Origin of the sequence: Streptococcus sp. 27098_8_75 (assembly GCF_041432475.1) — a bacterium.
In the GTDB taxonomy this organism is placed as follows: domain Bacteria; phylum Bacillota; class Bacilli; order Lactobacillales; family Streptococcaceae; genus Streptococcus; species Streptococcus gordonii.
The window spans coordinates 22,854-41,991 of sequence record NZ_JAPVZR010000006.1; the positions used below are offsets into that span (position 1 = coordinate 22,854).

18 protein-coding genes are annotated in these 19,138 nt (G+C 40.9%); 11 read left to right on the forward strand and 7 right to left on the reverse strand.

Annotation, left to right across the window (positions count from 1 at the left end; translation table 11 throughout):
- Positions 1–80 precede the first annotated feature (80 nt).
- The 4 genes from O3640_RS09770 to O3640_RS09785 all read left to right on the forward strand — a co-directional run bounded on the left by O3640_RS09770 (position 81) and on the right by O3640_RS09785 (position 3,818).
- Positions 81–1,010 (forward strand): hypothetical protein, encoded by a 930-nt coding sequence (locus O3640_RS09770; RefSeq protein WP_106383804.1) that lies wholly within the window; start codon positions 81–83, stop codon positions 1,008–1,010.
- Position 1,011: 1 nt separating this feature from the next.
- The gene (locus tag O3640_RS09775; protein ID WP_268723093.1) at positions 1,012–1,587 is read left to right on the forward strand and encodes a hypothetical protein; all 576 of its coding nucleotides are present in this window, start codon (positions 1,012–1,014) and stop codon (positions 1,585–1,587) included.
- A 71-nt stretch (positions 1,588–1,658) separates the two neighbouring features.
- Positions 1,659–2,951, forward strand: coding sequence for an adenylosuccinate lyase (gene purB, locus O3640_RS09780; protein WP_268723092.1), 1,293 nt, complete (start codon positions 1,659–1,661; stop codon positions 2,949–2,951).
- A 9-nt stretch (positions 2,952–2,960) separates the two neighbouring features.
- A complete protein-coding gene (locus O3640_RS09785; protein WP_268723091.1) occupies positions 2,961–3,818 on the forward strand; it encodes a hypothetical protein in 858 nt (285 codons plus the stop codon).
- A 292-nt stretch (positions 3,819–4,110) separates the two neighbouring features.
- Here the strand turns inward: O3640_RS09785 and O3640_RS09790 are convergent, their stop codons facing one another.
- The 5 genes from O3640_RS09790 to rpmF all read right to left on the reverse strand — a co-directional run bounded on the left by O3640_RS09790 (position 4,111) and on the right by rpmF (position 6,985).
- Entirely contained in the window at positions 4,111–4,677 is a 567-nt protein-coding gene (locus O3640_RS09790; RefSeq protein WP_268723090.1) for an NAD(P)H-dependent oxidoreductase, read from the reverse strand.
- Positions 4,674–5,270, reverse strand: a complete 597-nt coding sequence (locus O3640_RS09795) for a TetR/AcrR family transcriptional regulator (protein ID WP_268723089.1) — start codon at positions 5,268–5,270, stop codon at positions 4,674–4,676. Before O3640_RS09795 ends, O3640_RS09790 begins: the two co-directional genes overlap by 4 nt.
- 277 nt (positions 5,271–5,547) lie before the next feature.
- Entirely contained in the window at positions 5,548–6,366 is an 819-nt protein-coding gene (locus tag O3640_RS09800; protein ID WP_268723088.1) for a DUF3825 domain-containing protein, read from the reverse strand.
- A 271-nt stretch (positions 6,367–6,637) separates the two neighbouring features.
- Complete coding sequence (gene rpmG, locus O3640_RS09805) at positions 6,638–6,787, reverse strand: 50S ribosomal protein L33 (RefSeq protein ID WP_001265622.1); 150 nt, start codon at positions 6,785–6,787, stop codon at positions 6,638–6,640.
- Positions 6,788–6,802: 15 nt separating this feature from the next.
- Positions 6,803–6,985, reverse strand: a complete 183-nt coding sequence (gene rpmF, locus O3640_RS09810) for a 50S ribosomal protein L32 (RefSeq protein ID WP_008809991.1) — start codon at positions 6,983–6,985, stop codon at positions 6,803–6,805.
- 241 nt (positions 6,986–7,226) lie between these two features.
- Between rpmF and ilvD the strand changes: the two genes are divergently transcribed.
- A complete protein-coding gene (ilvD, locus tag O3640_RS09815) occupies positions 7,227–8,933 on the forward strand; it encodes a dihydroxy-acid dehydratase (RefSeq protein ID WP_008809990.1) in 1,707 nt (568 codons plus the stop codon).
- Positions 8,934–8,997: 64 nt separating this feature from the next.
- Here the strand turns inward: ilvD and O3640_RS09820 are convergent, their stop codons facing one another.
- A complete protein-coding gene (locus O3640_RS09820; RefSeq protein ID WP_012131031.1) occupies positions 8,998–9,339 on the reverse strand; it encodes a metal-sulfur cluster assembly factor in 342 nt (113 codons plus the stop codon).
- A gap of 180 nt (positions 9,340–9,519) precedes the next feature.
- Between O3640_RS09820 and hisS the strand changes: the two genes are divergently transcribed.
- The 4 genes from hisS (at position 9,520) to O3640_RS09840 (ending at position 13,906) form a co-directional block, all read left to right on the forward strand.
- Positions 9,520–10,800 carry a histidine--tRNA ligase gene (gene hisS, locus O3640_RS09825; RefSeq protein WP_371586849.1) on the forward strand — a complete coding sequence of 427 codons (1,281 nt, stop codon included), beginning with the start codon at positions 9,520–9,522 and terminating at the stop codon, positions 10,798–10,800.
- Positions 10,801–10,889: 89 nt separating this feature from the next.
- Complete coding sequence (locus O3640_RS09830; RefSeq protein WP_371586850.1) at positions 10,890–11,099, forward strand: hypothetical protein; 210 nt, start codon at positions 10,890–10,892, stop codon at positions 11,097–11,099.
- A 130-nt stretch (positions 11,100–11,229) separates the two neighbouring features.
- Positions 11,230–12,984, forward strand: coding sequence for an aspartate--tRNA ligase (gene aspS / locus O3640_RS09835; RefSeq protein ID WP_371586851.1), 1,755 nt, complete (start codon positions 11,230–11,232; stop codon positions 12,982–12,984).
- Entirely contained in the window at positions 12,971–13,906 is a 936-nt protein-coding gene (locus O3640_RS09840) for a YitT family protein (protein ID WP_061593896.1), read from the forward strand. The genes aspS and O3640_RS09840 overlap by 14 nt, the downstream gene beginning before the upstream one ends.
- 226 nt (positions 13,907–14,132) lie before the next feature.
- Here the strand turns inward: O3640_RS09840 and argS are convergent, their stop codons facing one another.
- On the reverse strand, positions 14,133–15,821 hold the full coding sequence (argS, locus tag O3640_RS09845) for an arginine--tRNA ligase (protein WP_008809984.1): 1,689 nt from the start codon (positions 15,819–15,821) through the stop codon (positions 14,133–14,135).
- Between the two features lie 128 nt (positions 15,822–15,949).
- Between argS and argR the strand changes: the two genes are divergently transcribed.
- A complete protein-coding gene (gene argR / locus O3640_RS09850) occupies positions 15,950–16,387 on the forward strand; it encodes an arginine repressor (protein ID WP_008809983.1) in 438 nt (145 codons plus the stop codon).
- Between the two features lie 178 nt (positions 16,388–16,565).
- Positions 16,566–19,109 (forward strand): DNA mismatch repair protein MutS, encoded by a 2,544-nt coding sequence (gene mutS, locus O3640_RS09855; RefSeq protein WP_371586852.1) that lies wholly within the window; start codon positions 16,566–16,568, stop codon positions 19,107–19,109.
- Positions 19,110–19,138 lie beyond the last annotated feature (29 nt).

Consider the following 19,138-nt stretch of genomic DNA (forward strand, 5'->3'; position numbering starts at 1 on the left):
TTACCGATTATATAGTGGGTGAGATAGTATAAATGATAGAGAAATTATTGTAGTAGATAGAAAATAGAGAGTTTTAAATAATGGAAGTTTTTGTTGCAAAGTTAAATGTTGAACCTACAGTGCTAGATTTGTATGAAGAAACAAATTTATTAGAGACTGTTATTCCAACTTCTTTAAATATGATTTTTGATAGGTTAGATGAAGACAAAGGTATCATAGGTTACAGAATAACTAATGATATTGAATCAATAAAGAAATCTAAATTGTATCAAGAAATATTGCAATATAGAGAAAATTTGATTTCTGAATATTACAAGGTTGTGGCTATTTTTGAAGATAGTGGTGAGATTGTCTATAGTAAAGCCTATATGTCTTTAAGATCAATGCTTAAAGCGAAAATAGATGAACTATTTGTAACTTTTCCATTTTTAAAAAATTCAGAAGAAATCAAAGTATCATCATTTTCTAAGGGTAAAATTTCGGAAATACAAATGGGAATAACTTATATTGATAGAGTTAATAGGATTGAAAAATTTTTATTTTATAATTCTAAAGATATAAGGGTGATTAATTTTTACTATGATACTTCATGTGAATGGATTTATATTCCTGTATCGATGCTAATTACTGATGATATTGTAAATGAACTAAATTCTATTGTTAGTGAAATTGAAGATAAAATTAATAATTTTAAAAATATAACAGATATTGGTAATGTTTCTGTAAATCTAGTTTATGACGATTTCAAAATTAAACCAGGAAAGTATAAAGAAATTATAGTTACGAAAGTGTACCCTAATGGACATCCTGCATTGGATAGAGGAAAAGCCTTAAGAGCTGCTAGAATCGAGACAAAATATAAAGCGGCTCAAGGAGAAACATTTAACGAATTAGAAATTGAGGATGAGACAAAAATAGATGCAGAAAAAGGCTATTTATCTTCTATTTTTGCTAGAGGTAAAAATCTTATTGAAAATACAATTTTAAGAAGAAATATTAGGGAGGATTAATATGTCTGAACTAGAAAAATTTAATAGAGTAGAGATAAATAAATTTAAAATTGTGTCTCGTGTTTGGAAAAAACAAATTTTTCCAAAGTGGTTAATTTATAGCTGGGTATTAATTTCTATATCGATATTTATTCTTAGATTATTGTCTCAGATTTTTAGTTGTATTCAAATTCAATGGATAAGTTTTTCTAGTTTTATATTTCCGGGAGTGACAGGACTTTCTTTTGCAGTAACTATGCTTAATGCCACAAGAAATCTTTTTAGCACAGAAGATTTAGTTGCAATGTTTAATTATTGTGATTCAAAAGATAAGGACACACTACAAAAGGGGGATTTATTTTATAGAACAATTACTCCATATATAACAGCCTCATTTCTTTGGTTAGTTATATCAATTATCGCTTTGATAAGTAGTTTAATTGATATAACTTTCCCTTTTATAGTTAAAGAAATACTAAATTTAATTTTTTATAGCTTAGTTATTGCAGGTCTATTAAATTTATGGTTTTTGGTAACTGTACATTTGGATGATATTTCAATAAAAGTTAATGATGAGCTAGATAAACTTGAAGAATGAAAACATTACTAAAGAAGTAAGGTAATCTATACTAGATTTTCAAGAAAATAGAAAAAGGAGGATAAAACAACATGATCAACCGTTACTCTCGCCCCGAAATGGCGAATATTTGGACTGAGGAAAATAAGTATAAGGCTTGGCTGGAGGTAGAGATTCTGGCTGATGAGGCCTGGGCTGAGTTGGGTGAGATTCCCAAGGAAGATGTGGCCTTGATTCGTGAAAAGGCTGGCTTTGACATTGACCGCATCTTGGAGATTGAGCAGGAGACGCGCCACGATGTGGTGGCCTTCACGCGGGCGGTTTCTGAGACACTGGGTGAGGAGCGCAAGTGGGTTCACTATGGACTTACCTCGACCGATGTGGTGGATACGGCCTACGGCTACCTCTACAAGCAGGCCAATGACATCATCCGTGAGGATCTACGTCGCTTCACTGACATCATTGCAGAGAGGGCGCGGGAGCACAAGTTCACCATCATGATGGGACGGACCCACGGAGTGCATGCAGAGCCGACGACTTTTGGTCTTAAGCTCGCGACTTGGTATAGCGAAATGAAGCGCAACATTGAGCGTTTCGAGATTGCGGCTACGGGTGTGGAAGCCGGGAAAATCTCTGGTGCGGTTGGGAACTTTGCCAATATTCCGCCATTTGTGGAAAGTTATGTCTGTGAGAAATTGGGCATCCGTCCGCAGGAGATTTCGACCCAAGTCTTGCCACGTGACCTCCACGCTGAATACTTCTCAGCTCTAGCCTTGATTGCGACATCTATCGAGCGCATGGCAACTGAGATCCGCGGTCTGCAAAAGTCTGAGCAGCGCGAAGTCGAAGAGTTCTTTGCCAAGGGGCAAAAGGGTTCATCTGCTATGCCTCACAAACGCAATCCAATCGGCTCTGAAAATATGACTGGTCTGGCACGTGTCATTCGTGGCCACATGGTGACAGCCTTTGAGAATGTTTCTCTCTGGCATGAGCGCGACATTTCTCACTCATCAGCTGAGCGGATTATCGCACCGGACACGACTATCCTCATCGACTATATGCTCAACCGCTTCGGTAATATCGTCAAGAACCTGACCGTCTTCCCAGAAAACATGAAGCGCAACATGAACTCAACCTTTGGTCTTATCTTTAGCCAGCGGGCTATGTTGACCTTGATTGAGAAAGGCATGACGCGAGAGCAAGCTTATGACTTGGTGCAGCCAAAGACCGCCCATTCTTGGGACAATCAAGTGGACTTCAAGCCTCTGCTCGAAGCGGATCCAGAAGTCACTTCCCGTCTGACTCAGGAAGAGATTGATGAAATCTTCAACCCGGTTTACTATACCAAGCGCGTAGATGAAATCTTTGACCGGATTGGATTGTGAGAGTAGATAATGAATGTAGATAATATACTAAGTTGGTTTGCTAATATAATTAAAACAACGCCAGATGGAGTAATTCAGGGCTTAATTGCAAGTGGTGCATTCTTTATTTTAAACAAAGTATTGAAGAAACTACCGGTGATAGGTCCAAGGTTTTCTGAATGGAGTAATAAACTATCAAACTTTTTTAATAAGAACTCACTAGAAATTTCAGAAAATACAATAATAATTCCAACGCCTAGATATAAACCAGGATTGGATTTTAAATTTATAAGAAAGAAACCTAAGCAAGATCAAACTAATAAAAATATGAGTGATGATGATTTTTGGGGAATTATTATTTTATCGTTAATTGGTATTGTTGGAATAGTTTCTATGTTTATAAAGTATAAAAATGAAATTTCACTAGTTTTAAAATGGTATGGTTTAGTTCCTCTAATTTTCTCAATAGTAATTTTATTCATTGTTGCGATTAGTGGCCGTATCCAAAAATCTACATTAGTTTATCTTTTTTATTCAATACCTATCTCTATGCTAACTATTTATTATGGAGTTAACCTATTAACAATCTCTGAAGGGATGTCAGCAGCATTGACAAATAGCGAGTTTATTCAAAGTGCGTATAAAATAATTGGTTTATTAATTGCAATTGTCCAACAATTCCTGGCATATGCTATGATGTTTAGAAACTTGTTAATTCATTTTGCAAGAAAAATAAAAGTTCCTGAATTTATAAAAAGAGTTATACATAATACAGCATTTTTGGAATCGCAAATTGTTCTATTTACTATGATTATTTTATTTTCTTTGTTTTCATACTTGATGACTTCGGGTATACTAATCTCGTGGATCCAGGATTTTTCAAAATAATATAGCATACATATTATAAATCTTTAAAAATCATCAATAAGCAAATTTGCTATGCCACAAAAACGCGTGGATGAAATCTTCAAGCGCGTGGGGTTGGATTAGACATAAAAACGAGCCTGGGCAAAAAGTCCAGGCTTTTGAATCTAAATTAGAAAAAATAGATGACGCAGTGGTTGATTGGCATCTTCCTTCGCTTTGTAAGCTCTAAAGATGACCTAATCAACTGTGCGGGGGTGGGAAGACGAACTTTTTAACTTGTTTGAAGTTCTTTCCCACTCCCGTTTTCTTTATCTTAAATTTGACTGGCCAGCTGCCCGATTTTCTTGAGCATTTCTTGGCGTTGTTGGTCTGTTTTGCGTTCTACTCCGTTGAGCTCGGTCAGTTTGACTGGAGAAATGCCACAAAGTTTCAGTATCTGATTTTTAAGCACCTTGCCGTAGTCTTGGACGAAAGGCAGGGCAAAACCTGGTGTGTTGTGGCTGACGATAATCCAGGCAGACTTCCCTTGCAAGTGGCCTTGCATGCCGATTTTCTTATAAGAGTAGGCAAAGTCAGCCGCAAAGACACGGTCAATAAAGCCTTTGAGAATGGCCGGCATCCCGCTCCACCAGATAGGGAAAATGAAAACCAGATGGTCTGCCCAAGTAATCAAATCTCGGTATTTGGCCATTTCAGGATCTTTGTGCAGGTCACGGCGTCTATGTTCTTGGTCAAAGCGCAAAATCGGGTCAAAATTTTCAGCATACAAGTCTAAGGTTTTTACCTCGTGCTTCGTAGAAAGGTTGCTTTGAACCTCTTTGAGAATAGCAGCATTGAAGCCAGTTGGGCTGGGGTGGGTGTAAATAATCAAGGTTTTCATGATCGTTCTCCTTTGATATAAATGTCAAGCATGTGCTCGATCGTGCTTTGGATGGCTTGAGGATCAAGGTCTTGTCCGATAGGACTGTTGGCCAGAACAGCTAGACCCGTGATAAAGCTCCAAAAGTGAAAAAGACTTTCCGCTTCGCTATTGCTAAAATTTTCCTCCTTACGAAGCTTTAAAATAAGCCCCTTAAATTTATCAAATCCAGGCAGATCAGACTCCAAGAGAATGGTGTCCTGCGTCACCTTCATATATTTAAAAGGAAATTTGATAAAGAGAGCTTCGAAAAAATGTGGGTAGGTCTTGGCAAAAATAATGAAATTAAGTCCAAGCTGGGTCAGCTGATTACGCGCAGAACCTGTCGCATCAATGCTCTGATTGATTTCCTGATTGAGAAAGAGCGAAAGCTGGGTCAAAACCACCTTGAGGAAGCCTTCCTTGCTCTCAAAATGGCGGTAAGGGCTGCCGTGAGTCACACCGCAGGCCTTGGCAACAGTCCTGAGCGAAAGCTGTTCAATTCCATGTTTTCCGATTTCTTCAATCCCTGTTTGAATAAGCTGTTCTTTCAGCTGGCCAGTATTGCGTTTCATTCATCTCCTCCAAAAGTATACACTGTCTACTTATCTATCTTTAGTATACACTGTCTACTTTTGTTTGTCCAATTGAAAGTGATGATAAGTGTTAAAAAATAATTGACAAGTAATCAATGTGATGATAGAATGATAGTGAACGATATCTCTTTATAGAAGGTTTTGTTTATAATTACGGTTTTTTTAAGAATGTTTTATGTGTGGCCTATTATCATATAATGGGCAGGAGTGAAGTTTTAAACTTCAAAAAATCAACATCTGTCTAGATGTTGATTTTTTATTTTTTAGTAACTGATGTTATCCAATCTACTTCAGGCTTCATTAGAAGTCTAGCATTTTTATATGCCATATCCAAAGTAAAAATTGTATTTACACGGTATCTTCCATTAATACTTTCAACTGCTAAAGACATTAACTCGTTATCAATAGTAACTGGTAAAAGATATGTTACTCTTCCTCGATAATATTGAGGAACAACAATACGATAATTTCTTTTACATTTGGTGATTGTAAGGTCGAGTGCATTATTTAGAAGAGCATGAATATAAGATTTACCTTTAGCTTGCAAATCTTCACTAAATCTTGAGAAATTATCATCTAAAATATGATCTAAATTCTTGACTAATTCTTTATTTGGATCAAAATATAAATCAGCAGGGTTACTAAAATAATGCGGAACTTTGGGAGTGACTGAAAACTCAGCTAAAAAATCCCAATCAGATACTTTACGGAATCCATATAGATGCCAATGATAATCAGCACTACTGTCAAAAGTATTAAATAGACAAATGATATCCTCTCCATTATCTGTTAATAAACCTGTATTGAAACAAGCATATTTTTCTGCTTCGTTAACAACAACGTATTCAGTTCCCAGTTCAAAAGCTCTATTAAAAGTATGGATTAAATAACTATACAAAATATTATTATGCTTATCTGAATTAGCTGATGTCCAATTTTCCTCTTCAGCTAGTTCTGCTAGTTCTTGAAGTTTTGAATTTAAATTCTCTTGTTTACCTAAAAAAGCAAATTTCCAAATTATTTCATCAGTATCTTTATCTATTAAATAATCACTAAGATTTTTCATTCCAATCATTTACCCTTCTATTTTGTCATTATTATATCATACATCTAAAAAATATTCTAATAACATAGAAACCGCCTCATTTTCTCTAATAACACAAAAACGCTCTAGACATATTGTCTAGAGCATTTTCTATATATCCGAACATCTAATTTATTTCACAAAAAATGTAGTCAAAAATGTAGTCATTCGGTTGATTTTTATTGCAATACATTGAAATTTGAAAATTCAAGAATCGCGTTAAATCAAGGTTTTTTCGTTTCTACTGAAACGTAATGACCCACTATTTAACTTCTGTAAACACAACGTGTTTGCGAAGTTTTGGTGAGTATTTCTTCAATTGAAGACGGTCTGGAGTGTTACGTTTGTTTTTAGAAGTAAGGTACAAGCGTTCACCAGATTCTTTGTGTTCAAGTGTGATATTTACGCGCATGGTATCTCCCTTCTATTATTCAGCTGCAGCAGCTTTAGCGATCTTACGTCCCTTGTAGTATCCTTTAAGTGATACACGGTGAGAACGTGAGTAATCTCCAGTAGTTTCGTCAAAAGTTACAGATGGAGCTGTTACTTTGTAGTGAGTACGACGTTTGTTTTTCTTCGCTTTTGAAGTGCGACGTGCAGGTACTGCCATTGTTTGTTTCTCCTTTTAGTTTATGATTTCGATTCAGTTTGATGAGTTACATCAACTTTAACAGTATATCAAAAGTTTTTTGTAAAGTAAAGTTACTTGACAGATTTTTTTATTTAATTTGAAAATAGCAGAGCAATTATTTTTATAAAATTCTGAAAATTTAAAAATTTCCTCCTGTTCATTTGAGGGCAAGTGTGGTATAATATAGGACACAAAGACCACTGATAGGAAGGGAAAAGACATGACAGATAAGCTAGAAAATCGTCATAGAAGTAAGATTTACGATAGCATGGTTAAATCACCAAACCGTGCCATGCTTCGGGCGACAGGAATGACGGATAAAGATTTTGAAACACCTATTGTAGGGGTGATTTCGACTTGGGCAGAAAATACCCCTTGTAATATGCACCTGCACGACTTCGGTAAGCTAGCAAAAGAAGGGGTTAAATCTGCTGGCGCATGGCCTGTGCAATTTGGCACGATTACCGTTGCGGACGGGATTGCCATGGGAACACCAGGGATGCGCTTCTCTTTGACCTCTCGTGATATCATTGCGGATTCTATAGAAGCTGCCATGGGCGGGCACAATGTGGATGCCTTTGTAGCTATTGGTGGCTGTGACAAGAATATGCCAGGCTCTATGATCGCCATTGCCAATATGGATATTCCTGCAATCTTCGCTTATGGCGGAACGATTGCGCCTGGAAACCTTGACGGGAAAGATATTGATCTGGTTTCCGTATTTGAAGGAATCGGAAAATGGAATCACGGGGATATGTCCGAGGAGGACGTGAAACGTCTCGAGTGTAATGCTTGCCCTGGCCCTGGTGGCTGTGGTGGTATGTATACAGCCAATACCATGGCTACAGCCATTGAAGTTCTGGGTATGAGCTTGCCAGGATCCTCTTCTCACCCAGCTGAATCGGCTGACAAGAAAGAGGATATCGAAGCGGCTGGACGTGCGGTTGTTAATATGCTTAAGATGGGGTTGAAACCGTCTGATATCTTGACGCGCGAAGCCTTTGAAGATGCGATCACAGTGACCATGGCTCTGGGTGGTTCTACAAATGCTACCCTGCACTTACTGGCAATGGCTCATGCGGCCAATGTCGAGCTGACACTGGACGACTTTAATGTCATTCAAGAGAAGGTACCGCATCTAGCTGACTTGAAACCATCTGGTCAATATGTCTTCCAAGACCTTTATGAGGTTGGTGGAGTGCCTGCTGTTATGAAATATCTCTTAGCGAATGGCTTCCTGCACGGAGATCGCATCACTTGTACTGGTAAGACTGTGGCGGAAAATCTGGCAGACTTTGCGGATCTGACACCAGGTCAAAAAGTCATCATGCCACTTGAAAATCCAAAACGTGCAGACGGTCCATTGATCATCTTGCATGGTAATCTAGCTCCAGACGGCGCTGTTGCTAAGGTTTCTGGTGTTAAAGTACGTCGTCACGTCGGACCAGCCAAGGTATTTGACTCAGAAGAAGCCGCTATTGATGCAGTGTTGGCCGATGAAGTAGTCGATGGTGATGTGGTTGTAGTTCGTTACGTTGGACCAAAAGGTGGCCCTGGTATGCCTGAAATGCTGTCACTTTCTTCTATCATTGTAGGGAAAGGTCAAGGGGACAAAGTTGCCCTTCTGACAGACGGCCGCTTCTCAGGTGGTACTTACGGTTTGGTTGTCGGACACATTGCTCCGGAAGCTCAGGATGGTGGCCCAATCGCTTATCTCCGCACAGGCGATATAGTAACCGTTGATCAAGATACCAAGGAAATTTCCATGGCTGTCTCTGATGAAGAGCTGGCGAAACGCAAGGCAGAAACAACGATTCCACCGCTTTATAGCCGCGGGGTACTTGGTAAATATGCCCATATGGTATCCTCTGCTGCTAAAGGTGCTGTGACCGACTTCTGGAAACCAGAAGAAACCGGCAAGAAATAGCCTATAGATAACAAAAGAACCCGCTGGCTTTCTAGCGGGTTCAATATTTTATTTCAATGTTTTTCTATTTAGGGCTGATCCCTAGTGCAATACGGCCGAAACGGCTGATACGGGTGATCTTCCAGGCAGGTGACCAAGTAACCTCGACAGAGACACTTTCGATCTCATCAATCTTCTTCAGAGAGTCCATGATGGCGATGGGGAGGCTCTCAGCACAGTCGCAGGCTGTATCAGTAAAGGTCATGACAATCTTGCAGTGGCCACTTTCATCTAGGTTAATCTCATAAATCAGACCTAGGTTATATACATCTAGCTCTACATCTGGATCGTAAATGCGCTCGAGTTTTTCTACTAGTTTATCCTGAATGGCAGCTGCTCGGTCGTTGATTTTGATATCGTCTCTCATAGGTATCTCCTTCTATCTAGCTGGAATTGTTTTTATTTTCTCACAATTCTGACATTTTTTCAAGATATTTTCTATAATGAAAACGGATTTACTTCTTACTGTTGGAAAATGCCATTTGTACTCCTAAAAATGCTGGACTTGTGGTAAAATATAGGTACTAAAGAAGACAGAGGTGAGAAGATGAAATTACAAAAACCAAAGGGAACTCAAGATATTCTCCCACAAGAGTCTGCCAAGTGGCAATATGTCGAAGAATTTGCCCGTGAGACATTTAGGAAATACAATTATGCTGAGATTCGTACTCCTATTTTTGAGCATTATGAAGTTATCAGCCGTTCTGTTGGAGATACGACAGACATTGTGACCAAGGAAATGTACGACTTTTATGATAAGGGCGACCGCCACATCACCCTTCGTCCGGAAGGGACAGCTCCTGTCGTTCGTTCTTATGTGGAAAACAAGCTCTTCGCGCCGGAAGTTCAAAAGCCTGTCAAGCTCTACTATATGGGCTCTATGTTCCGCTATGAACGTCCACAAGCTGGTCGTCTGCGGGAGTTTCACCAGATTGGAGCAGAGTGTTTTGGTTCTAGCAATCCTGCAACAGACGTAGAAATGATTGCTATGGCAGCTCAATTCTTCAAGGAAATTGGCATCACCAATGTCAGCTTGGAGCTAAATACACTGGGGAATCCTGAGAGCAGAGCGGCTTATCGTCAGGCTTTGATTGATTATCTGACTCCACTGAAGGCTAAACTTTCAGCTGATAGTCAACGTCGCTTGGAAGAAAATCCCCTGCGCGTGCTGGATTCTAAAGAGCCTGAGGATAAGGTAGCAGTAGAGGGGGCTCCGTCTATTCTGGACTATCTGGATGAGGAGAGCAGTGCTTACTTTGTGGCCGTTCGCTCTATGTTAGAGACTTTACAGATCCCGTATGTTATCAATACCAACATGGTCCGTGGTTTGGATTATTACAACCACACGATTTTCGAGTTTACGACTGAGGTGGCTGGCAGTCAGTTGACCATTTGTGCGGGTGGCCGTTATGATGGGCTGGTTGCTTACTTTGGTGGTCCTGAGACTCCAGGTGTCGGCTTTGGTATGGGCTTGGAACGTTTGCTTCTCGTCTTGGACAAGCAAGGTGTAGAGCTTCCGATTGAGACGGGTCTGGACGCTTATATTGCTGTTTTGGGAGCTGGTGCCAATGGCAAAGCTTTGGAATTAGTCCAGTCTCTCCGAGCTCAAGGTTTTACGGCTGAACGGGACTATTTGGACCGCAAGATTAAGGCCCAATTTAAATCAGCGGATATCTTCCAAGCGAAGACCATTATTACCCTTGGAGAGAGCGAGCTGGAAAGTGGCGAGCTGACTGTCAAAAATAATGAGACACGTCAAGAAGTGACAGTGTCGCTTGATGCTATTAAGACAGATTTTCAGGCTGTTTTGGCCCAAATTGGACTCTAAGCAAGTGAAAGCAACAGGTGCTGGAATTCTATTCCAGCCCTCTGTTTTACTTGAGCAACTACAAACGATCATCTACAAAGGAATATTGAATGAAAAAAATAGTCATGCTCTCCCTTATTCAGGCAGTAGCTTTATTTATCATAACGGGTCTTCTGTGCCTATTTATTAGGGGAGATTTCTTTTCCCGCTATCTAGCTCCTATATTTGGCTTGGCGGCAGGTCTTTTTCGATTTTTAACAGCTATGGTCAGCAAGGCCTTGGCACCTGCTTTATTTGAAAAGGGCAAGAAGGAAGACTAGGCTTGAATTGACATATTGTAAGGTCTGCTATTTAACAAAAATGATTTTTCTAAAAAAATCTTGAGGGACAAGCTTATCCCTCTATCTTTATGGTAAAATAGAACAAGAATTAAAAGTTTGGAGAAAAATAATGAAACGTTCGATGTATGCTGGACGTGTTCGCAAGGAGCACGTAGGTCAAGAAATCACTTTGAAAGGCTGGGTTGCTCGTAGACGAGACTTGGGTGGCTTGATTTTCATTGATTTGCGAGACCGTGAAGGCATCATGCAGCTGGTTATCAATCCTGAGATTGTTTCAAAGGATGTGATGGAGACAGCAGAAAGTCTGCGCAGTGAGTTTGTCCTTGAAGTGACAGGTCAAGTGGTAGCCAGAGAGCAAGCTAATGATAAATTGGCAACAGGTGCTGTAGAATTACACGTGCAAAGCCTGGAGGTTCTAAACACCGCTAAAACAACTCCTTTTGAAATTAAAGACGGCATTGAAGCCAATGACGATACACGTTTGCGTTACCGCTATCTCGATCTTCGTCGTCCAGAGATGTTGGAAAATCTTAAACTTCGTGCTAAAGTGACCCACTCTATCCGCAACTACTTGGATGAGTTGGAATTTATTGATGTGGAAACACCCTTCCTTTCCAAGTCAACACCAGAAGGGGCGCGTGACTATTTGGTGCCATCTCGTGTCAATAAAGGTCATTTCTACGCTCTTCCTCAAAGTCCACAGATTACTAAGCAATTGTTGATGAATGCTGGTTTTGATCGCTACTACCAAATCGTTAAATGTTTCCGTGACGAAGACTTGCGTGGCGATCGTCAGCCTGAGTTTACCCAGGTCGACTTGGAAACTTCCTTCCTTAGTGAGCAAGAAATCCAAGACATCACAGAGGGCTTGATTGCGCGCGTCATGAAGGAAACAAAAGGAATCGAAGTGACGCTTCCATTCCCTCGTATGAAGTACGATGATGCAATGGCCCTATATGGTTCTGACAAGCCAGATACTCGTTTTGACATGTTGCTTCAGGACCTGACAGAAGTGGTCAAAGGTGTAGACTTCAAAGTCTTTTCAGAAGCTCCGGCAGTAAAAGCAATCGTCGTCAAAGGCGCTGCAGACAACTATTCACGTAAAGACATCGACAAGATGACCGAAGTAGCCAAGCAGTATGGAGCTAAGGGCCTTGCTTGGGTCAAGGTTGTGGATGGAGAATTAAACGGACCCGTTGCTAAGTTCTTGACTGGCATCCAAGAAAGCTTGATAACAGCACTTAGTCTTGAAGATAAGGATTTGGTTCTCTTTGTAGCGGATACGCTTGAGGTAGCCAATGCAACGCTTGGTGCCCTTCGTGGCCGTATCGCCAAAGAGCTTGACTTGATTGATAACGATAAATTCAATTTCCTTTGGGTTGTTGATTGGCCAATGTTTGAATGGTCTGAAGAAGAAGGCCGCTACATGAGCGCCCACCATCCATTCACTCTTCCACAGGCAGAGACCGCTCACGAATTAGAAGGTGATTTGGCCAAGGTTCGTGCCATTGCTTATGATATCGTCTTAAACGGCTATGAGCTTGGTGGTGGTAGTCTTCGTATCAACCAAAAAGACCTTCAAGAACGCATGTTCAAGGCTCTTGGATTCTCAGCTGAGGAAGCAAATGACCAGTTTGGATTCCTTCTCGAAGCTATGGACTATGGTTTCCCACCACATGGTGGTTTGGCTATCGGGCTTGACCGTTTTGTGATGCTCTTAGCAGGCGAAGAAAATATCCGTGAAGTGATTGCCTTTCCTAAGAATAACAAGGCGACTGACCCAATGACACAGGCTCCGAGCCCTGTGGCTGCAAAACAGTTAGATGAACTGAATTTACAAGTGGAAGTAAATGAAAAAGACTAAGTTTTATAAGATCCTACGCTATAGGATTCGCCGATTGGCCTATAATTTTCGGCTCTTGAAAGTACTACAGAGCATTTCTAAGGAAAAGTATGATGAGAAAATCTCGGCTTCGATTGTCTATGGTTTTCTCTCAGCTGTTGCTGTGAATTTCTTTTTTCAGCCTGGGCATGTTTATTCTAGTGGGGCAACAGGTCTAGCTCAGATTTTTTCTGCCTTGAGTGAGAGATTTATTGGGATGACAATTCCAGTTTCCCTTACCTTCTATTTAATCAACATTCCGCTGATGGTTGTGGCTTGGTATCAAATTGGACATAAGTTTACAGTTTTCACCTTCATAACTGTCAGTATGAGTTCCTTTTTTATCCAGATTGTTCCAGAGGTGGTTTTAACACAGGACCCTATTATCAATGCTCTTTTTGGGGGCGTCGTGATGGGGACAGGTGTTGGCTTTGCTTTGAAAAATAATATTTCTAGTGGCGGAACGGATATTGTCAGTTTGACTGTTCGTAAGCGGACAGGCCGTAATGTCGGTAGTATTTCCTTCGTGGTGAATGGGGTGATTATGCTGATTGCAGGTCTGACTTTTGGATGGACCTATGCACTTTATTCGATGATTACCATCTTCGTATCCAGTCGGGTAACAGATGCTGTATTTACTAAGCAAAAGAAAATGCAGGCCATGATTATTACCAGTTGTCCAGATAAGGTTATTGAGAAAATCCACAAACGATTGCATCGGGGAGCTACCATGATCAATGGTGCAGAAGGAACCTACAATCATCAGGAAAAGGCAATTCTGATCACAGTAATTACTCGGGCTGAGTATAATGAATTTAAATACATTATACGTAAAACCGACCCGCAAGCCTTTGTCTCTGTTTCAGAGAACGTCCATATCTTAGGACGTTTTGTGGAGGAATAGGCAAGTAATCGTTGCTTGGATATAGCATAACAAACGCACCTTCTATTAGAAGGTGCATTTGTTTTATCAATAAAAATAATATGAATGAAACAGTAGATGATTCTAGGTCTTTAATGATTTAGTTAGAAAATACTATACTAAAAAAGCTAAGTAAAGCTGGATGAATTAGAATTCAGGCTAGTTGAACAAATTAAAAATGCGCTCTTTAGAGCGCATTTTTAGCTTCTTACATTTTTTCTGGAGCATCAACACCAAGTAGGCGGAGAGCTTCTTTTAGGACTACGGCAGTAGAGTAGCTGAGGGCCAAACGGCTATCGCGTTCTGGGCTTTCGTCCAAGATCCGTGTGTGTGCATAGTATTTGTTGAAGGCTTGAGCCAAGCTAATAGCATACTTGGCGATCAATGATGGCTCATAGTTATCTGCAGCGCGTTTTACAACACGACCGAAGTCTTGGAGGAGCTTGATGATTTCCCAGCTTTCAGCATCGTTTAGACGGTAGTCAGCATTTGCATCAGGTGTGAAATCTGCCTTACGAAGGATAGATTGGATACGAGCATAAGCGTATTGGATATAAGGGCCTGTTTCTCCTTCAAAGGATACCATAGCTTCTAAGTCAAAGTCATAACCATTGCGACGGTCTGTTTTCAAATCGTAGAATTTAACCGCACCGACCCCAACAGCATGAGCAACCGCTTCTTTGTTTTCAAGTTCTGGATTCTTGTCTTCAATTTGAGATTTTGCACGGCTGATCGCTTCTTGCAAGGTTGGCTCAAGAAGAATGATATTTCCTTTACGTGTAGACAGTTTTTGACGGTTCTTAGTAACAAGACCGAAATCTACGTGAGTCATATCATCGCTCCAGTCAAATCCCATCTTCTTAAGTACAGCTTTGAGCTGGCGGAAGTGGTTAGACTGTTCTTGTCCTACGACATAGATACTTTTGACGAAGTTGTAGGTACGAGCTCGGTACATAGCGGTTGCAATATCACGAGTGATGTAAAGCGTAGCTCCGTCAGATTTTTTGATCATAGCTGGAGGAAGGTTGACATCATCAAGGTTGACAATGCTAGCACCTTTTGATTCTTCCAAAAGACCTTTTTCTTCAAGGATTTTAATCCCTTCATCCATCTTGTCGTTGTAGAAGGCTTCTCCATTTAAGCTATCAAACTCAACCCCAAGAAGTTCATATATACGGTTGAATTCCACCAAGCTTTCGTCACGGAACCATTGCCAAAGTTCAGTTGCTTCTGGATCACCATCTTCTAGCTTTTTAAACCAAAGGCGTCCTTCGTCATCCAAGGCAGGGTCGTTTTCGATTTCGGCATTGATACGGACATAGAGTTGTAGCAGCTCGTCGATAGGATTTGCTTCGACAGCTTCCTTGCTTCCCCATTTTTTATAAGCGACCATGAGAAGACCGAATTGTTTACCCCAGTCGCCCAAGTGGTTGATTTTGATGGTATTGTAGCCCATTTTGCGGAAGATGTTAGAAAGAGCATCTCCGATAACGGTAGAGCGCAAGTGACCAACTGAGAAAGGCTTGGCAATGTTTGGACTTGAAAGGTCGATAGTAACATTTTCGCCCTTGCCTTCATTTTGTTGCCCGTAGTCAGCCCCTTCTTTGACTACTTCTTTAATAACTTGACCAGAAATCTCAGCTTTGTTTAAGAAAAAGTTGACATACGGTCCAGTCGCAACAACCTTGTCAAAGTGAGTTGTGTCAATCTTTTCGACAATATCAGCTGCAATAGCTTGAGGAGCCTTGCGTTCTACTTTGGCCAATGAGAAAGCAGGAAAGGCGATATCTCCTAAATCAGAACTTTTTGGCTGTTCGAGTAAATTTAAAATAGCGTCTTGGTCCAGGCTGTCAATCACCTTGGCCAATTCGCTGGCAATGATTTGTTTATTATCCATAGGTGCTCCTTTGAGTCTTTTAATATTACTATTTTATCACATTTTTAAAGGAATCTTCAAATTTTTTGGGTATCATAACAATTTTTTGGTATAATTTAGAGTATAAATATACAACTACCGAGGGGAAAATGAAAAAGAAAAAACGTCATGACTTAATCAAGAAAATGATTAAAGAGGAGAAGTTAGGGACACAAAAGGATATCCAGACACGTCTGGAAGAAGAGGGTATTTATGTAACTCAGACGACTTTATCCCGTGATTTGCGAGAAATTGGTCTAATTAAAGTCAAGAAAAATGGCCAGCTCTATTATGTTTTAGCTCAAGAAACGGCTCGAATTGATTTGACTGAAGTTTTGTCTTACCATCTTAGAGGGGTAGCCCGTGCAGAATTCACCTTGGTTTTGCACACACGCTTGGGAGAGGCTGCAGTGCTGGCTAACATCATTGATGAAAATAGGGATGAGAGGATTTTAGGTTCCTTAGCAGGTGCCGATACACTCTTATTGATTTGCCGTAATCAGGACACTGCCAAAGAAATCGAAGAGCAGATTTTGGCAAAGATGTAAATTGAAGAATGAAAAAGGGCTGAGACAAAAGTTTCAACCTTTTTCTATTTATGGTAAAATCAGGTAAGATGATTCTTGGGTAACCATTAGAGTTCATGGTATAGCAAAAGGTGCTCAGGATTTAAGTGACTAGAGAGTTGGAGCCTACAGGCCTAACTTGTCAACGAGAGAGGAAACTATGGCAACAGAAAAAATATCGCCAGGTATGCAGCAGTACTTGGATATTAAAAAAGACTATCAGGACGCCTTCCTGCTGTTTCGTATGGGTGATTTCTATGAGTTGTTTTACGAGGATGCTGTTAATGCGGCACAGATTCTCGAGATTGCCCTGACTAGCCGTAATAAAAATTCGGAGAATCCCATTCCAATGGCGGGTGTACCTTATCATTCTGCCCAGCAGTATATTGATGTTTTGATTGAGTCTGGTTATAAGGTTGCCATTGCGGAGCAGATGGAAGATCCTAAACAGGCAGTAGGTGTGGTCAAACGCGAGGTGGTACAGGTTATTACACCGGGTACGGTAGTGGATTCTAGTAAGCCAGCCGGAGAAAATAACTTTTTGGTTGCTTTGGATAGGCAGGAGCAAGCTTATGGCTTGGCTTATATGGATCTGGCTACGGGAGAATTTCAGGTGACCAGCCTGGCAGATTTTGACCAAGCTTGTGGAGAAATTCGAAATCTCCGAGCTCGGGAAGTGGTCGTAGGCTATTGCTTGTCAGAAGATGAGCAGCAGGTTTTGTCAAAACAAATGAATTTACTCCTGTCAGAAGTCGAGGAAGCAATGGAGGACGTTCAGCTCTTAGGAGATGAGTTATCATCTTTAGAAAAGCAGACGGCAGGGAAGCTTCTGGCCTATGTTTTTCAGACGCAGATGCGGGAGCTCAGCCATCTCAAAAAGGCCCATCATTATGAGATAAAAGATTTTCTGCAGATGGACTATGCGACAAAGACCAGCCTGGATTTGACTGAAAATGCCCGTACGGGTAAGAAGCATGGTAGTCTTTTTTGGCTAATGGATGAAACAAAAACAGCCATGGGAGGACGCCTACTTCGTTCTTGGATCCAGCATCCCTTGATTGATAAGGGACGAATTATCAAGCGTCAAGATGTTGTTCAGGTCTTTCTGGATTATTTCTTTGAGCGGAGTGATTTGGCAGATAGTCTCAAGGGCGTTTATGATATTGAACGCCTGGTAAGTCGTGTGTCATTTGGCAAGACCAATCCCAAGGACCTCCTGCAATTGTCTTCTACTCTGAGCCATGTTCCTCAGATTCGGTCAATTTTAGAAACGATTGAAAGCCCAGCTTTGGAGAGTTTGGTGGCAAGGCTAGATGCAATTCCTGAGCTGGAAAATCTAATCAGCTCTGCTATTGACCCAGATGCTCCACAAGTAATTACTGAGGGCAATATCATTCGAACTGGTTTTGACGAGACCTTGGACCAGTATCGTTTGGTCATGAGAGAGGGGACTAGCTGGATTGCAGACATTGAATCCAAGGAGCGAGAGGCAAGTGGTATTGCTAATCTGAAAATTGATTATAACAAGAAAGATGGTTACTATTTCCATGTCACCAATTCTCAACTAGGCAATGTTCCTAGCCATTTTTTCCGCAAAGCAACCTTGAAAAATTCTGAGCGTTTTGGTACGGAAGAGCTGGCGCGCATTGAAGGCGAGATGTTGGAGGCGCGTGAGAAGTCTGCTAATCTGGAATATGAGATCTTCATGCGCATTCGTGAAGAGGTCGGAAAATATATTCAACGGCTACAAGCCTTAGCTCAAACCCTAGCTACGGTCGATGTTTTACAGAGCTTTGCGGTTGTGGCTGAAAGTCAACACTTAGTCCGTCCAAGTTTTACAAGCAGTCGTAGTTTGCAGATTAAAAAAGGCCGTCATGCGGTTGTCGAAAAAGTCATGGGAGCCCAAAGCTACATCCCAAATAGTATCGAACTGGATCAAGAAACAGATATTCAGCTGATTACTGGACCAAATATGAGCGGGAAGTCAACCTACATGCGACAGCTGGCAATGATTGTCATCATGGCTCAAATGGGATCGTATGTACCGGCAGAAGTAGCCAGTCTTCCGATTTTCGATGCTATCTTTACACGAATAGGTGCGGCGGATGATTTAGTTTCTGGGCAGTCGACCTTTATGGTAGAAATGATGGAGGCTAATCGGGCCATTCGACAAGCAAGTGAACGCTCTTTGATCCTTTTTGATGAACTGGGACGGGGGACTGCGACTTATGATGGGATGGCTCTGGCGCAAGCAATTATTGAGTATATTCATGACCGTACCAAGGCCAAGACTCTTTTTGCAACCCATTATCATGAGTTGACAGACCTGTCAAGTAGCTTGACACGATTGGAAAACGTCCATGTGGCAACTCTAGAAAAAGATGGCCAAGTGACATTTTTGCATAAGATTGAAGCAGGACCTGCTGACAAGTCTTACGGGATTCATGTGGCCAAGATTGCTGGATTGCCAAAAGATTTACTGACAAGGGCAGATGAGATTTTGACAGATTTGGAAAATCAAGAGAAAAGAGAGGCTTCTCTTCCAGCGTCTAGAACGGACTCCCAAAAAGTGTCTGAGCAGATGTCGCTTTTTGTAGAAGAAACGGAAAATCCAGTCCTGACTGAACTCCGAGACTTGGACATCTACAATATGACTCCCCTAGAAGTTATGGCAGCAGTGGCTGAGTTGAAGAAGAAGTTGTAAAAACAAAGAACAGACTTGTTAATGCCTCA

What these genes read in the sequence shown, in the direction of transcription:
- hisS (WP_371586849.1), top strand. Translation starts at nt 9,520, where the DNA reads ATGAAATTACAAAAACCAAAGGGAACTCAAGATATTCTCCCACAAGAG.
- ilvD (WP_008809990.1), top strand. Translation starts at nt 7,227, where the DNA reads ATGACAGATAAGCTAGAAAATCGTCATAGAAGTAAGATTTACGATAGC.
- O3640_RS09790 (WP_268723090.1), bottom strand. Translation starts at nt 4,677, where the DNA reads ATGAAAACCTTGATTATTTACACCCACCCCAGCCCAACTGGCTTCAAT.
- O3640_RS09775 (WP_268723093.1), top strand. Translation starts at nt 1,012, where the DNA reads ATGTCTGAACTAGAAAAATTTAATAGAGTAGAGATAAATAAATTTAAA.
- O3640_RS09785 (WP_268723091.1), top strand. Translation starts at nt 2,961, where the DNA reads ATGAATGTAGATAATATACTAAGTTGGTTTGCTAATATAATTAAAACA.
- mutS (WP_371586852.1), top strand. Translation starts at nt 16,566, where the DNA reads ATGGCAACAGAAAAAATATCGCCAGGTATGCAGCAGTACTTGGATATT.
- argR (WP_008809983.1), top strand. Translation starts at nt 15,950, where the DNA reads ATGAAAAAGAAAAAACGTCATGACTTAATCAAGAAAATGATTAAAGAG.
- rpmF (WP_008809991.1), bottom strand. Translation starts at nt 6,985, where the DNA reads ATGGCAGTACCTGCACGTCGCACTTCAAAAGCGAAGAAAAACAAACGT.
- O3640_RS09770 (WP_106383804.1), top strand. Translation starts at nt 81, where the DNA reads ATGGAAGTTTTTGTTGCAAAGTTAAATGTTGAACCTACAGTGCTAGAT.
- O3640_RS09820 (WP_012131031.1), bottom strand. Translation starts at nt 9,339, where the DNA reads ATGAGAGACGATATCAAAATCAACGACCGAGCAGCTGCCATTCAGGAT.
- rpmG (WP_001265622.1), bottom strand. Translation starts at nt 6,787, where the DNA reads ATGCGCGTAAATATCACACTTGAACACAAAGAATCTGGTGAACGCTTG.
- purB (WP_268723092.1), top strand. Translation starts at nt 1,659, where the DNA reads ATGATCAACCGTTACTCTCGCCCCGAAATGGCGAATATTTGGACTGAG.
- argS (WP_008809984.1), bottom strand. Translation starts at nt 15,821, where the DNA reads ATGGATAATAAACAAATCATTGCCAGCGAATTGGCCAAGGTGATTGAC.
- O3640_RS09830 (WP_371586850.1), top strand. Translation starts at nt 10,890, where the DNA reads ATGAAAAAAATAGTCATGCTCTCCCTTATTCAGGCAGTAGCTTTATTT.
- O3640_RS09800 (WP_268723088.1), bottom strand. Translation starts at nt 6,366, where the DNA reads ATGATTGGAATGAAAAATCTTAGTGATTATTTAATAGATAAAGATACT.
- aspS (WP_371586851.1), top strand. Translation starts at nt 11,230, where the DNA reads ATGAAACGTTCGATGTATGCTGGACGTGTTCGCAAGGAGCACGTAGGT.
- O3640_RS09795 (WP_268723089.1), bottom strand. Translation starts at nt 5,270, where the DNA reads ATGAAACGCAATACTGGCCAGCTGAAAGAACAGCTTATTCAAACAGGG.
- O3640_RS09840 (WP_061593896.1), top strand. Translation starts at nt 12,971, where the DNA reads ATGAAAAAGACTAAGTTTTATAAGATCCTACGCTATAGGATTCGCCGA.